Origin of the sequence: Micromonospora parva, from assembly GCF_000718515.1 — a bacterium.
GTDB classification, from domain to species: Bacteria; Actinomycetota; Actinomycetes; order Mycobacteriales; family Micromonosporaceae; genus Micromonospora; species Micromonospora parva.
The window spans coordinates 60277-74656 of record NZ_JNZS01000004.1 but is presented as its reverse complement, the minus strand read 5'-3'; the positions used below and the strand labels follow the sequence as shown (position 1 = coordinate 74656).

Here is a 14380-nt window from a genome sequence, read left to right as displayed (position 1 = left end):
GGAAGGCAACCGGCGGGCGGCGCACCGGGCGGCTGGCGCACGGGCGGGCAGAATGAGGCCATGCGATACGTGATCATCGGGGCCGGTGCGGTCGGCGGCACCATCGGCGTACGGCTGGCCCAGGCCGACCGGGACGTGACAGTGGTGGCCCGCGGCGCCCACCTGGACGCGATCCGGAGGCGGGGTCTGACCCTGCGGCAGCCCGACGGTGAGGTCACCGCCCGGCTCGCGGCGGTGGACCGGCCCGGTGACCAGCCGCTGCCAGCGGACACCGTGCTGATCCTCACCGTGAAGTCGCAGGACACCGCCGGCGGGTTGGCCACCTGGGTGGACGCGCCGGTGGTCGGCGGCGGCACGGCCGGCGAACGTCTGCCGCTGGTGACCGCGCAGAACGGGGTGGCCAACGAGCGGGCCGCGCTGCGGCTCTTCGCCGACGTGCACCCGGTCTGTGTCTGGCTGCCGGCCACCCACCTGGACCCGGGCGTGGTGGTCGCCAACGGGTACCCGCACCCCGGGATGCTCCACATCGGCCGGTACCCCGCAGGTGCCGACGACACCGACCGGGCGATCGCCGCCGACCTGACCGCCGCCGGCTTCGTCGCCCCGGTCCGCGCCGACGTGCTGCGCTGGAAGTACGGCAAGCTGCTCAGCAACCTCGGTAACGGCCTCCAGGCGCTGCTCGGCCGGGACATCCCGGACGCGCTGGCCGAGCGGGTACGCGCCGAGGGCGTCGCCGCGCTCGCCGCCGCCGGCATCGCGCACACCTCGCCGGAGGAGGAGAAGGCCGAACGGGGCGACCTGGTCGGGCAACGCCCGGTCGCCGGAGAGGCCCGTTCCGGCGGCTCCACCTGGCAGAGCCTGGCCCGGGGCACCGGCTCGACCGAGGTCGACCACCTCAACGGGGAGATCGCCCTGCTCGGCCGGCTGCACGGCGTACCGACACCGGCCAACGTGGCGGTGCAGCGGGCCGTACGCCGGGCGGCCCGGGAGCGGATCGCGGCCGGCGCGTTCCCGCTCGCCGAGCTGGAGAAGATGATCGCCTGACCGGGGCAACCGACCACCCCGCGCGGTGCGTGTTCCCAGCGACCGACACGGGGAGGTAGCTGGTGCCGGACGTCGACGGGTTCGACGAGTTCTACCGGGGGAGTCGACAACGACTCCTCGGGTTCGTCTACGCCCTCACCGGCGATCGGGGCGAGGCGCAGGACGCCGTGCAGGAGGCGTACGTCCGGGCGTGGCAGCGCTGGTCGACGATCAGCGCGTACGACGACCCGGAGGCGTGGGTTCGGGTGGTGGCCAGTCGGATCGCGGTCAGCCGCTGGCGCAGTCTGCGGAGCAGGGCCCGTGCCTACCTGCGACACGGGGCCACCGAGAGCGTTCCCGGGCCGGGCACCGACACCGTCGCGGTGGTCGCCGCCCTGCGCCGGCTGCCCGAGGAGCAACGCGTCGCCATCGCCCTCTACTACCTGGTGGGCATGCCTGTCGCCGAGGTCGCCCGGGAGACCGCGGCCCCGGTGGGCACGGTGAAGGCCCGACTCTCCCGGGGGCGCGCTGCGCTCGCCGGTCTGCTCGCCGTCTCTGACCTGGAGGAGGCCACCGATGCGTGACGACCCGACCTTGGTCGAACAGATTCAGCGCGACCTGCGGGACGTGCGCTGGCTCGGCCCGGAGGAGATCCGTGCCCGGGCCCGTCGCCGCAGCCAGCGCAGGATCGTGGCGGCCACCGTCGTGCTGGCCCTCGCCGGGGTGTCCGCCGCCGCGGTCGCCGCGCCGAGGACATCTCCGCCGTCGGCTCTTCCGGCCGCCTCCGCCTCGCCCGACGCCACGCCGACCCAGCACGAGATCACCACCGACGCCCTGCTCCAGCCGGCCGACCTGACGCGCCCGATCGAGGTGCAGCTCAGCCAGGCGGGCATGGGAGAGCCGGTCCGGGTCGACGCGATGCTCGATCAGTGCCGGGCGAACCTGGGGCTGCCGGAGGGGTGGCGGTTCTCCCGCCTGTCCCGCTCACAGACCCTGCTTCGGGCGCGTCCCGCCGGAACCGAGCCCGGCAACGCCGACGTTCTCGTGATGCAGGACGTCTACCGGATGGCAACACAGGACGAGGCGACGTTGGCCCTCGTGACCCTCCAGGGTCTGGTGGACCCGTGCGACGAGTGGCGCAGCCGCGGGCCGTACGAGCGGAAGGGGCAGACCGGTACGGCGGAGGTGGTGCACCGGTGGCAGGTCCGGCCGCTGGACTCTGGGGGGCAAGGCGGCGTCCTGCTGACCCACACGATTTCCCAGGCCCGGGACGTGAACACCGGCGCGACGCTCGACGACGAGACGCGCCCGACCAACACTGCGGTGGTGCAGGTCGGCGATCTCGTCTCGGTGCTCAGCCTCGGTCGCGACGGCACCGAGGCGGAACTCCAACAGTTCGCCGTCGCGGCCGTGGCGCGCCTGTGCCCGAACGCCAACGCCCCACCCCCGAACTGCTGAGGGCGCGGATCGAAGGAACTGGACCCCGCGTTACAGCGGGATGTTGCCGTGCTTCTTCGGCGGCAGGGTCTCCCGCTTGGTGCGCAGGATGCGCAGCGCCCGCACGATCTGGGTGCGCGTCTCGTGCGGCGGGATCACCGCGTCGACGTACCCCCGCTCGGCGGCCACGTACGGGTTGGCCAGGGTGTCCTCGTACTCGGCGATCTTCTCGGCCCGGACCGCCGCCGGGTCCTCGGCACCCGCCAGCTCGGAGCGGTAGAGGATGTTCACCGCGCCCTGCGCACCCATCACCGCGATCTGCGCGGTCGGCCAGGCGAAGTTCAGGTCCGCGCCGAGGTGCTTGGAGCCCATCACGTCGTACGCCCCGCCGTACGCCTTGCGGGTGATCACCGTGACCTTGGGGACGGTGGCCTCGGCGTACGCGTAGATGAGCTTGGCGCCCCGGCGGATGATGCCGTCCCACTCCTGGCCGGTGCCGGGCAGGAAGCCGGGTACGTCCACGAAGGTCAGCACCGGGATGTTGAACGCGTCGCAGGTGCGCACGAACCGGGCTGCCTTCTCCGAGGCGGCGATGTCCAGGGTGCCGGCGAAGTGCATGGGCTGGTTGGCGACCACACCGACCGGTCGCCCCTCGACCCGGCCGTAGCCGACCACGATGTTCTGCGCGTAGAGGGGCTGGACCTCGAGGAACTCCCCGTCGTCGAGGACGTGCTCGATGACGGTGTGGATGTCGTACGGCTGGTTGGCGGAGTCCGGGACGAGGGTGTCCAGCTCGCGGTCCTCGTCGGTGATCGTCAGGTCGGCGGGGGCCTCGACGACGACCGGCTCGTCGAGGTTGTTCGACGGCAGGTACGACAGCAGCGCCTTGACGTAGTCGACAGCGTCCTCCTCGTCGGTGGCGAGGTAGTGCGCGTTACCGCTGCGGGAGTTGTGCGTACGCGCGCCGCCCAGCTCCTCCATGCCGACGTCCTCGCCGGTCACCGTCTTGATCACGTCGGGGCCGGTGATGAACATGTGCGAGGTCTGGTCGACCATCACTGTGAAGTCGGTGACCGCGGGGGAGTAGACCGCGCCGCCGGCGCAGGGGCCCATCACCAGCGAGATCTGTGGGATGACACCGGAGGCCCGGACGTTGCGGAAGAAGATCTCACCGTAGAGGCCGAGCGAGACGACGCCCTCCTGGATGCGCGCGCCACCGGAGTCGTTGATGCCGACCACCGGGCAGCCGATCTTCATGGCCAGGTCCATCACCTTGACGATCTTCTCGCCGAAGACCTCGCCGAGCGAACCACCGAAGACCGTGAAGTCCTGGGCGAAGACGCACACCTGCCGGCCGTCCACCGTGCCGTAGCCGGTGACCACACCGTCGCCGTACGGCCGGTTCTTCTCCAGCCCGAAGGCCGTGGACCGGTGCCGGGCCAGTTCGTCGAGTTCGACGAAGGATCCCTCGTCGAGCAGCATCTCGATCCGCTCGCGGGCGGTCTTCTTGCCGCGCGCGTGCTGTTTCTCCACGGCGCGGGCCGACCCGGCGTGCACCGCCTCGTCGACCCGGCGCTCCAGGTCCGCCAGCTTGCCCGCGGTGCTGTGCATGTTGGTCCCGGTCTCGGTAGTCACCCTGGGAATATAACGATGGTTCAGGTGGGTGCCCCTGTGCAGTACGCCTCAGTGTCGATCAGGGCACCGCCGTAGGCTGGCGGAATGCCGGGTTCCCCGTACACCGATCTGGACCGGCCGCCGCTGTCGGCGGCCCGGCTGCGCCGCGCGTTGGTCGCGCCGAACGGGCCGTGGGCCCGGCTGGAGTTGCGTGCCGAGACCGGCTCCACCAACGCCGACGTGGCCGAGGCGGCCCGGACCGACGAGCCCGAGGGCCTGGTGGTGGTCGCCGAACGGCAGACCGCTGGTCGTGGTCGCCGTGGTCGGGTCTGGCAGTCGCCGGCCCGGGCCGGCATCGCGACGAGCGTGCTGCTGCGGCCCGGCGAGGCCGTGCCGGACCGCGGTTGGTCGCCGGCCGCACCCACGGGGTACGGGTGGCTGCCGTTGCTGGCCGGCGTGGCGCTGGTCGAGGCGGTGGCCCGGCTGGCCGAGCTGGAGGCCACCCTGAAGTGGCCCAACGACCTGTTGATCGACGACGCGAAGTGCGCCGGCGTGCTGGCCGAGGCGGTGCCCGGACGTACGCCGGACCAACCGCCGGCGATCGTGCTGGGCATCGGGCTCAACGTGACGCTGCGCGCCGACGAGTTGCCGGTGAATCCGACCGGGCTGCCGGCCACCTCGCTCCAGCTGGCCGGCGCGGCGGCCACCGATCGGGATCCGCTGCTGCGGGCGCTGCTGCGGGCGGTCGCCGACTGGTACGACCGTTGGCGTTCGGCGGGCGGCGACGCGGTGGCCAGCGGCCTGCGCGACGCCTACCTGGCGGCCTGCGCGACGGTCGGTCGGGAGGTACGCGTCCTGCTCCCCAACGGCGACTCCCTGACCGGCACCGCCACCGGAGTGGACCCGGACGGCCAACTCATCGTCACCACCCCCACCGAAACCCGAACCCTGGCAGCCGGCGACGTCCTACACCTCCGCTAACCCACCCCGCCCCACCCCCAACCGCGCGATCTTGCACTTCCTGTCGCGGCACAAGGGGTGAAAGCCGCGTAACGGCGACCGGAAGTGCAAGATCGCGGAAGCACGGGTGGGGGCCGCGTGGCGGATGTTGTGGTGGGGCTTGTGGGGTTTACCGTCTGCGCGTCTAGAAAATCGCGTTGGAGGTTCCCGTGGCGTTTCCTGAGGACGTGCTCACCGAGGACGAGCATGTCGTGCTGCACCTGCACCCGCACTGGAAGGCGTTGATCCGGCCGATCGCGGTGCTGGTGCTGGCCATCGCCGCGGTGGTGGTCGGCGTGGTCCTGTTGCCCGAGGGCAGCGGGGGTTCGATCGTGCTGGCCGTGATCGGGGCGATCGCCCTGGTCGCGGTGCTCTGGCTCGCGCTGTGGCCGTTCCTGGTCTGGCGCACCACCCACTACCTGTTCACGAACGAGCGGGTCCTGCTCCAGCAGGGTGTCTTCTCCCGGGACCGGCGGGACCTCCCGCTCGCCCGCGTCAACGACCACTCGATGAACCAGCGTTTCGTCGAGCGTCTGCTCGGCTGCGGCACGCTCACCATCGAGTCGGCCGGTGAGCGCGGCCAGTCGGTGCTCTCCGACGTGCCGGACGTCGGAAAGGTGCAGACCACCCTGTACGAGTTGGTCGAGGCACAGCACGACAAGCACTCACTGGGCGATGGCGAGATGCGCGACATGCTCGCCGACATGCAGGACGGCAAGTCGCTGCGCGACACCACCACCTGACCGGTGCGGTTGACACCCGCCCCCTGCCACGGTGTCGGGGGCGGGTCAGTCGTGTCGTTGTGCCTCGGCGGAGCCGCTGATCTCCGTCGGGTCACCGTCGGACGGCGCGGCGGCGGACGGCACGGCGGCGGACGGCGCGACGGCGGACGGCACGGCGGCGGACGGGTCCGCCGCGATCGGGCCGTCGGCGGGCCGATCAGCTTCGGGCCGGTCAGCTCCGGGCCGGTCAGCTTCGGGCCGGTCAGCTCCGGGCCGGTCAGCGTCGGCCGCGGCGGCTCCGACAGGGGCGGCTCCGACAGCTTCGGCTTCGGCGGGGTCGGCCTCGACCGGCCGGACGGCGAACCAGCCACGGAAGCGGGTCCGCAGCACCTCCTGCTCCGGCCGGTCGTCCGGGCCGAGGCGCAGCATGGTGCCGGTGAGGCTGACGGTGCCGAGCCCGGGACGGGCGGTCGACGGTCGGGCGCCCATCACGTCGACCCGGACGGCGAGCCGGTCGCCGGCCCGCACGGGGGCGAGCCACCGCAGCTCCTCCAGGCCGGGGGACGCGTCCGCGGCGGCCCGGGACAGCAGGTGGTCGACGTACGCGCGCATGAACAGGCTGACCGTGTAGAAGCCACTGGCGATCACACCGCCGTGCCGGCTCGCCGCGGCCAGGTCGCTGTCGACGTGGTACCACTGCGGGTCGAAGCGGCGGGCGAAGGCGACCATCTCGTCGGCGTCCACGGTGACCACGCCGAGATCGACGGTCAGCCCCGGGACGAGGTCCTCGAAGAACAGCTCGGCTGGTCGGCCCGTGCCAGAGCGGGCGTCGGGTGTGGTCACCGGCGGGGCGCGCGACGGGTGCCGACGTGCAGTTCCGCGGCGAGTTCCGCGTCCAGGTCGGCGGCGGGGCTGACGCTCAGGTGCGGGGGCCGGCCCTGGGCGGGTGTGCCGGGCGGGTAGTCGGCGCGCTGTGCGGGCTCCGACTCCTCCAGCTCGGACACGGATTCCGCGAGCTCGGCGACCGGGTCCATCTCCGCCATGGTGTCCCACTCGTCGCGCGGAATGCTGTGCCAGGTGGACTGGGGCTTCGCAGCCTCGTCCGCTGCTGGTGCGACAGGTTGGAAGACGAAGGTCCGGTAGGACCAGAACCGGAACAGCGTGGCCAGCATGACGCCGACGGTCTTGGCCACGTTCAGCGCCAGCAGGCCGTGTACGCCGAGACCGTACTTGGCGGCCGCCACGGCACCCAGCTCAATGAGCAGGCCGGCGCCGTTGAAAAGGAAGAAGAGCAGATATTCCCGACGAAGCGCCGATTTCGGGCGATCGCGGTACGTCCAGTGCCGATTCATGAGGTACGACGTGATGGTCGCGACGATGGTCGCGATCACGGTCGCCTTCAACTGACCATTGACGAAAACGGTCAGTGCGAGGGCATTGAACACCGCGTAATTGATGACGGTGTTGATGCCGCCGACGATGCCGAACTTGAGCGCCTCGTGGATGAACTTCTGCCAGCGCTCAGGCAGCAGACGGACAAGACGCATGCGAAACACCTTAGGGCAGTCGGTGCGGCCGGCGATCACCGGCCGAACGAGGTGGGCGGCAGGTCACGCCCCGTGGTCACGGTCGGGATTCACCTGCGGAACGGTCGGGGTTCCCGCTTCGACGAAGACGAACCGCCGGTAGGACCAGAATCGGAACAGCGTGGCGAGCCCCGTGCCGACGATGTAGCTGGCGAGGTTGTCGGCGAGGCGGGTCTGGAACACTGCCGGCCAGATGGCCCCGAGCCCGTAGCGGCTCAGCGCCAGGCAGGCGACGGTGATGCCGAGGCCGACCGCGTTGAAGAAGAAGAAGAGCGCGTACTCGCGGGCCGCGTTGTTGCGCTGACGGTGCCGCCACGTCCAGAACCGGTTGCCGACGAAGGCGACGGTGGCCGCGATCACTGTGGAGATCGTCTTCGCGGTCAGCTCCTCGACGCCGTGCCTGCTCGTCAGGTAGTTGAAGAGCGCGAAGTCGATGAGGAAGGCGAAACCACCCACGGTGGCGAACTTGCTCAGCTCGCGGAGGAGATGACCGAAGCGGTCGAGCAGTGTGCCGACGAGACCCCGTCGGGTCTGCGGGGAACCCGGTTGTTCCCCGGTCATCGTGGCGGCCACGCAGGGAGCCTACCGGCTGCCGGCCAGTCAGAGGGGTAGCAACGGCGAGCGGGCGCGGTGTCCCGGAGGGGCCCAGCGTCTGCGTACGTGACCACTGCACAGAGCGTAGCCAATTGGGAGGACTGAGCCGCTGCGGAACGGGAATCCTCGCACCGGTCGGCGGGGCAGGTCCACGGCCCGACCGCAACAAGCCGCCGCCGGGGTGCACAACAAGATTTGCGTGAAACTGCGCGGGAAAGCGGGTATCAGCTCGTGATGCCGCAGCGAGGCCGTAGCTTGTGCAGTTCTTCACAACCTGTCCCACTGACTCGGAAGGCTGCCCGGTTTACGCTGAGGCCAATCCCAGGTTTCCACGAAGGCGACGCTTCGCGCCGCCGAGTCTCGTGCATCCCATAGATCGGTCAGCGTCGACCACAAGGAGATGTGTCATGGTTGCTCCGGCTGTTGTGCGGGGAATCGATCAGGCCCCGACGTCCCACCCGAAACTGCTCGCCTGGGTCCGTGAGGTCGCAGAACTGACCACCCCCGACCGTGTCGTCTGGGTGGACGGGTCCGACGAGGAGTGGCGCCGCCTCACCGATGAACTGGTCGAGGCCGGCACTCTGATCCGGCTCAACCCCGAGAAGAAGCCCAACTCGTTCTACGCGCGCACCGACCCGACGGACGTCGCCCGGGTCGAGGAGCGCACCTACATCTGTTCCGTCGACGAGGCGGATGCCGGCCCCACCAACAACTGGATGGCGCCGGCCGAGATGAAGCGGACGATGACGGAGTTGTACCGGGGCTCCATGCGCGGTCGCACCATGTACGTCATCCCGTTCGTCATGGGCCCGGTGGAGGCCGAGTCCCCGATGTTCGGTGTGGAGATCACCGACAGCCCGTACGTGGTCGCCTCCATGCGGATCATGACGCGGATGGGCGCCCGGGTCCTTGAGGCCATGGGCGACGACGCGGACTTCGTGCACGCGCTGCACTCCATCGGCGCCCCGCTCGCCCCCGGCCAGGAGGATGTCGCCTGGCCGTGCAACGACACCAAGTACATCTCGCACTTCCCGGAGACCCGGGAGATCTGGTCGTTCGGCTCGGGTTACGGCGGCAACTCGCTGCTGGGCAAGAAGTGCTACTCGTTGCGGATCGCCAGCGTGATGGGCCGGGACGAGGGCTGGCTCGCCGAGCACATGCTGATCCTGAAGATCACCTCGCCGGAGGGCCGGGTCTACCACATCGCCGGCGCGTTCCCGTCGGCCTGCGGCAAGACCAACCTCGCCATGGTGGAGCCGACGATCCCCGGCTGGAAGGTCGAGACCATCGGCGACGACATCGCCTGGATGCGGTTCGGCCCGGACGGCCGCCTCTACGCGGTCAACCCCGAGTACGGTCTCTTCGGCGTCGCGCCCGGCACCGACTGGAAGACCAACGCCAACGCCATGCGCACCCTGGACCGGGGCAACTCGATCTTCACCAACGTCGGCCTCACCGACGACGGTGACATCTGGTGGGAGGGCATGGGCGAGCCGCCGGCGCACCTGATCGACTGGAAGGGCAACGACTGGACGCCGGAGAGCGACAGCCTCTCGTCCCACGCGAACAGCCGGTTCTGCACTCCGATCACGCAGTGCCCGATCCTCGCCGACGAGTACTTCGACCCGAACGGCGTTCCGATCGACGCGATCCTCTTCGGCGGACGCCGTAAGGACACCGTCCCGCTGGTGACCGAGGCCCGCGACTGGGTGCACGGCGTCTACATGGGTGCCACGCTCTCCTCGGAGACGACCGCCGCCGCGTCCGGCGCGGTCGGCGTGGTCCGCCGGGACCCGATGGCGATGCTGCCGTTCATCGGCTACCACGCCGGTGACTACTTCCGGCACTGGATCGAGATGGGCAAGGGCACCGACGGCGACGAGGCGAAGCTGCCGAAGATCTACTACGTCAACTGGTTCCGCAAGGACCCGGACGGTTCCTTCCTCTGGCCCGGCTTCGGCGAGAACTCGCGGGTGCTCAAGTGGATCGTGGAGCGGATCGAGGGCACCGCCGACGCGGTCGAGACGCCGGTCGGCATGGTCCCCGCGCCGGACGCCCTGGATGTCGAGGGCCTGGACATGACCCCAGAGGATGTCCGGATCGCGCTGAAGGTCGACCCGGACGAGTGGCGCAACGAGCTTCCGATGATCACCGATTGGTTCGAGAAGTTCGGTGACAAGCTGCCCGGCGTGCTCTGGGCCGAGCTGGACGCACTGCGCGCGCGCCTGGACGCCGCACAGCCGCAGCGGTAGGTGTGAACGAGGCCCTTCGCGGGCAACATCGATTTCATGAGGACGGCCGCCGAGACCCAGGTCCGGCGGCCGTCCGCCGTCCGGGTGCTCGTCATCCTGCTGGCCACGACGGCGGCGGCCACCGTCGTGGTCGAGCTGCTCAATTGGTGGTACGCCCCGGAGCAGGGTTTCGGGTTGGCCGTCCGGACCGGCTGGGCACTGCTGCGCTCGTTCGGTTTCCTGCTGCTGATCGGGCATGTGCAACGGGGTCGTACGGTGGCCCGCCCGTTCGGGCTGATCCTCGCGGTCACCACGATCTTCGCGGTCGGCCGGCTCATCGTGCCCCGGCAGGGGGTGCCGCCGTTGCCCGGCCTGCTCGGTTTCGCGATCCTCACGGCGCTCTGTGTCGCTGTGGTCTGGCTGCTCTACCGCTCGTCGGCGTTGGCCGGGCACCTGGTCCGGCACCGTCCGCGTCTCGTCATCGACCGGGACGGCATCTCCTGGCGGGAGACCCCGCCCCGCCGACCACAGGCCAGCGCCTGGTTGTTGACCAGTCGCGTGGCGGCCTTCACCTACAGCCCGTTGATGCTGGTGCCAGCGCTGGTGGCCGGGGGCTCCATCCTGGACGGTCGGCTGACCGCGGTGCCGGCCGTGCTGTTCTGGTTCGGCGCTGGCATCACGGCCAGCTACGCCGTGCTGTTCTGCACCGCGTTCCTGATGCGGGGCAAGGACTGGGCCCGTGGCCTGCTGATCGTCGTCACGGTGGCCGTACTCGCTGTGGATCTGCCGCTGTGCTGGTGGCTGCTGGGGGTCGACGGCCTGGTCCGCGACGGCGGCCCCCTGGTCGCGGCGGCGGGGTTGACCCTGTACGGCCTGCGCCGCGCCGCCCGCGCCCCCGACGCCGCCCAACCTGGCCATGGCGCTGGCCCGGCCATGGCGCTGGCCCGGCCATGGCGCTGGCCCGGCCATGGCGCTGGCCCGGCCATGGCGCTGGCCCGGCCACGGCGCAGGCCCGACCACGGCGCAGGCCCGACCACGGCCCATTCCCCCTTTGCTCTGCACCTCTATAGGCGACAGTGGCGGACGGTAACCGTCGCGTCCGCGGGTGCAGAGCAAAGGAGGGCGGTGAGACCTGTCGGTCCAGTGCGGGAACGGTCTTCTCGGGCGGGCAGGGGGCAGGATGGCGGGTGGCGTCGGTCACAGCGATCGGCGTCGGGGCAGCTGCGGAGATCGTCGGTGTGGCCGGCCGGAGGGCCGACCAGGTCGCCCGGCGGGAGCGGCCGCGCCGCGTCGGACTGGAGGGAGGCGCGCGGTGGACGACGAGTTCGACGTGGTGGTGGTGGGGGCGGGGCCGGCCGGCGCGGCAGCGGCGCTGACGGCGTGCCGGGCCGGTGCCAGCGTGCTGCTGCTGGACCGGGCGGACTTCCCCCGGGACAAGGCGTGTGGTGACGGGATCGCCGCGCACTCGGTGGACGTGCTCGCCGAGCTGGGGGTGACCGAGGCGGTGGCGGGTTACGCGCCGTTGCCGGCGCTCCGCATGATCTCGCCGGGAGGCGGTGCGGTGGCCCGGGCGCTGCCCCGACCCGCGTACACAGTGCCCCGGGAGGTCTTCGACGCGCGCTTGGTGGCGGCCGCGGTGGCCGCCGGCGCGCAGCTGCGCCGGCACACCGTGCGCCAGGTCGAGCCACGAGCCGACCGGGTGGTGCTCGACGGGCAGGTGTCCGGGCGGGTGGTGATCGGTGCGGACGGCGCCGGCTCGGTGGTGCGTCGGGCGCTCGGCCACCCGCAGAACCCCGACCGGCACCTCGCGCTGGCCATCCGGGGGTACGCCCCGGCGCTGCCCGGCCCGTCCGAGCAGCTCATCGTCACCTCGAAGGCGCGTTGGCCGGCGTACGCATGGTCCTTTCCGATCGGTGACGGACGGGCGAACGTCGGGTACGGGGAGGTCCTGCGCGGTGAGCCGCTGAGCCGGGCGTACCTGCTGGACCGGCTGGCCGCGCTGCTACCCGGCACCGACCTGGCGACAGTGACCGCGTTGCGGGCCCATCACCTGCCGCTCTCCACGCACCGGCCGTCGCCGGGGCGGGGGCGCACCCTGCTGGCCGGGGACGCCCTGTCGCTGATCAACCCGTTCACCGGGGAGGGGATCTTCTACGCGTTGCTCTCCGGCGCGCTGGCCGGGTCGGCGGCGGCCCGGTCGCCCGAGGACGCCGCCGGCCGCTACGCCCACGGGTTGCGTCGCCGTCTCGGCACCCACCTGCGGCACAGTTCGGTCGCGGCCTGGTTGGCCCGGCGACGCCGGGTGGTGGACGCGGCGGTCCGGGCGGCCCGTCGGGACGACCGGGTCTTCTACGACGTGGTCGAGCTGGGTCTGGGTGACGGACGCCTCACCGCTCGTACGCTCGCGATGATCGGCATCGGTCTGGGCGGTGGGGATGGGGCTCCGAGGCGGTGAACTGGCGCAAGGGTCGCTACGCTGCTAGGTGATGACGCTGCGGAACCTTATCTACTCCGTGTACGAGCGCCGGCTCACGGCAAAGCTCGCCGGTAAGCCCGTGCCCCGCCATGTCGGGGTGATGTGCGACGGCAACCGCCGCTGGGCGCGGGAGATGGGCTTCGTCGACCCGAACGACGGGCACCGGGTCGGCGCCGCGAAGATCAAGCATGTCCTCGCCTGGTGTGACCAGGCTGGCGTCGGGCACGTGACCCTCTACCTGCTGGCCACCGACAACCTGCGTCGCCCGGCGAGCGAGCTGGATCCACTGGTGAAGATCATCGAGGATCTGGTGGTGGAGCTGGCCGAGGAGGGCAACCCCTGGCGGCTGCGCATGGTCGGTGCGCTCGACCTGCTGCCGGCGCAGACCGCGGCGGCGCTCAAGGGCGCCGAGGAACGCACCCTCGACCGCAGCGGAGGGGCGGAGGTGAACATCGCGGTGGGCTACGGCGGTCGGCGGGAGATCACCGACGCGGTCCGCTCCCTGCTGCTGGAACACGCAGCCGCCGGCGGGACCCTTGAGGAACTGGCCGAGGTGCTGGACGTCGAGCACATCAGCGAGCACCTCTACACGCGCGGCCAGCCCGACCCTGACCTGGTCATCCGCACCAGCGGCGAGCAGCGGCTCTCCGACTTCATGCTGTGGCAGTCCGCGCACTCGGAGTTCTACTTCTGCGAGCTCAACTGGCCGGATTTCCGGCATATCGACTTCCTGCGGGCCCTGCGCTCGTACGCCAACAGGCAACGCCGCTACGGCACCTGACCGGGCGGCGACGCCGTCGGTCGCCGCTCGATCAGAGCAGCCCGGTCAGAGCAGGCCGGTACAGAGCAAGGCCGGTCAGGGCAGGTGGGTCAGCGCCCGGGTGAGGAAGTCGCCCAGGGCGGCCGGCGACTCGATCGTCAGGTCGGCGGCGTTGGCCACCTCATGTCCGGTCTCCGAGTTGGCCACCGCCACGCACACGCCGAGGAAGTCCGGATCGGCGGCGGCGCGAGCGCGCAGCGCGGCGAAGGCCTTGATGTCGGAGACGTCGTCGCCGAAGTACCAGGCGCCGGTGGCGCCCTTGATCGCCTCGCCGATGACCATGCCCTTGTCCCGGTCGACCGGCGGCTTGAGCTCCAGCACCATCCGCCCGGCCTGCGAACGCAACCCCAGGCGGTCGGCCTGCGCCTGACCCCACTGCTGCACCGTCGGGCCGAGTTGCGGGGCGGTACGCCAGTGCAGCGCGACCGAGAGCCGCTTGTACTCCACCAGCGTGCCGGGGGGCAGCTCCGCCCGGGCCAGGTCGGCCAGCTCGGACATTGTCGGAACCCAGGGCAGCGCCGTCGGTTCGGTGACGGTCTCCCCGCCGGAGTGGCTGTGCTCCAGCCCGTAGAGACCGTAGAGGTCCACGCCGGCGAGCCCGCCGAGCTGGTCCCGAAGGAACTCGACGGGTCGGGCGGAGACGATCGCGACCCGCTGTACGACCGGGGCGAGCGCCTCGATCGCGGCCAACGCGTTGGGAGCCGGGCGTACCGCGGTCGGATCGTCGTCGACGGGCGCGAGCGTGCCGTCGAAGTCGAAGAAGAGCACGGTCCCGGCCGCCCGACTGGCGGTTGCCCGCCAGGCCTGGTCGGCGTCCAACGGGGTTTTCGGCTGCTGATTGCCCAGATTCAACGGCGGCACGCGCGTCAGCGTACCCC

13 protein-coding genes and 1 pseudogene are annotated in these 14380 nt (G+C 71.2%); 9 read left to right on the top strand and 5 right to left on the bottom strand.

The annotated features are described in order from the left end of the window. Positions 1–60 precede the first annotated feature (60 nt). The 3 genes from IF22_RS0104975 (at position 61) to IF22_RS0104965 (ending at position 2481) form a co-directional block, all read left to right on the top strand. Entirely contained in the window at positions 61–1044 is a 984-nt protein-coding gene (locus IF22_RS0104975) for a ketopantoate reductase family protein (RefSeq protein ID WP_030328897.1), read from the top strand. A 62-nt stretch (positions 1045–1106) separates the two neighbouring features. Next, positions 1107–1607 carry a SigE family RNA polymerase sigma factor gene (locus tag IF22_RS0104970; protein ID WP_030328895.1) on the top strand — a complete coding sequence of 167 codons (501 nt, stop codon included), beginning with the start codon at positions 1107–1109 and terminating at the stop codon, positions 1605–1607. Further along, on the top strand, positions 1600–2481 hold the full coding sequence (locus IF22_RS0104965; protein ID WP_030328894.1) for a hypothetical protein: 882 nt from the start codon (positions 1600–1602) through the stop codon (positions 2479–2481). The genes IF22_RS0104970 and IF22_RS0104965 overlap by 8 nt, the downstream gene beginning before the upstream one ends. A 30-nt stretch (positions 2482–2511) precedes the next feature. Here the strand turns inward: IF22_RS0104965 and IF22_RS0104960 are convergent, their stop codons facing one another. Further along, complete coding sequence (locus tag IF22_RS0104960; protein WP_030328892.1) at positions 2512–4095, bottom strand: acyl-CoA carboxylase subunit beta; 1584 nt, start codon at positions 4093–4095, stop codon at positions 2512–2514. Between the two features lie 84 nt (positions 4096–4179). Here IF22_RS0104960 and IF22_RS0104955 point away from each other — a divergent pair, with 84 nt between their 5' ends. Together IF22_RS0104955 and IF22_RS0104950 are read left to right on the top strand one after the other, a co-directional pair. Beyond that, positions 4180–5055 carry a biotin--[acetyl-CoA-carboxylase] ligase gene (locus IF22_RS0104955; RefSeq protein WP_030328890.1) on the top strand — a complete coding sequence of 292 codons (876 nt, stop codon included), beginning with the start codon at positions 4180–4182 and terminating at the stop codon, positions 5053–5055. A gap of 188 nt (positions 5056–5243) precedes the next feature. After that, a complete protein-coding gene (locus IF22_RS0104950) occupies positions 5244–5816 on the top strand; it encodes a PH domain-containing protein (RefSeq protein ID WP_030328888.1) in 573 nt (190 codons plus the stop codon). A 45-nt stretch (positions 5817–5861) separates the two neighbouring features. On the opposite strand, the gene IF22_RS34905 is transcribed toward IF22_RS0104950, so the two are convergent. From IF22_RS34905 to IF22_RS36390, 3 genes are all read right to left on the bottom strand, one after another. Next, positions 5862–6638: a MaoC/PaaZ C-terminal domain-containing protein gene (locus IF22_RS34905; protein WP_051708188.1), complete on the bottom strand. Its 777-nt coding sequence runs from the start codon at positions 6636–6638 to the stop codon at positions 5862–5864. Beyond that, on the bottom strand, positions 6635–7342 hold the full coding sequence (locus IF22_RS0104940) for a GtrA family protein (RefSeq protein WP_030328879.1): 708 nt from the start codon (positions 7340–7342) through the stop codon (positions 6635–6637). Before IF22_RS0104940 ends, IF22_RS34905 begins: the two co-directional genes overlap by 4 nt. A gap of 63 nt (positions 7343–7405) precedes the next feature. Further along, entirely contained in the window at positions 7406–7942 is a 537-nt protein-coding gene (locus IF22_RS36390) for a GtrA family protein (protein ID WP_030328876.1), read from the bottom strand. A gap of 440 nt (positions 7943–8382) precedes the next feature. On the opposite strand from IF22_RS36390, the gene IF22_RS0104930 reads away from it, so the two are divergent. The 4 genes and pseudogenes from IF22_RS0104930 to IF22_RS0104915 all read left to right on the top strand — a co-directional run bounded on the left by IF22_RS0104930 (position 8383) and on the right by IF22_RS0104915 (position 13463). Then, positions 8383–10227, top strand: a complete 1845-nt coding sequence (locus IF22_RS0104930; protein WP_030328874.1) for a phosphoenolpyruvate carboxykinase (GTP) — start codon at positions 8383–8385, stop codon at positions 10225–10227. Positions 10228–10263: 36 nt separating this feature from the next. After that, positions 10264–11112: pseudogene (locus tag IF22_RS0104925) on the top strand (hypothetical protein); the annotation flags it as partial. A 406-nt stretch (positions 11113–11518) separates the two neighbouring features. After that, complete coding sequence (locus tag IF22_RS0104920; protein ID WP_030328869.1) at positions 11519–12661, top strand: geranylgeranyl reductase family protein; 1143 nt, start codon at positions 11519–11521, stop codon at positions 12659–12661. A 31-nt stretch (positions 12662–12692) separates the two neighbouring features. Continuing rightward, complete coding sequence (locus tag IF22_RS0104915) at positions 12693–13463, top strand: isoprenyl transferase (RefSeq protein WP_030328867.1); 771 nt, start codon at positions 12693–12695, stop codon at positions 13461–13463. Positions 13464–13538: 75 nt separating this feature from the next. Here IF22_RS0104915 and otsB read toward each other — a convergent pair whose 3' ends face one another. Further along, positions 13539–14363, bottom strand: coding sequence for a trehalose-phosphatase (otsB, locus tag IF22_RS0104910; protein ID WP_030328865.1), 825 nt, complete (start codon positions 14361–14363; stop codon positions 13539–13541). Positions 14364–14380 lie beyond the last annotated feature (17 nt).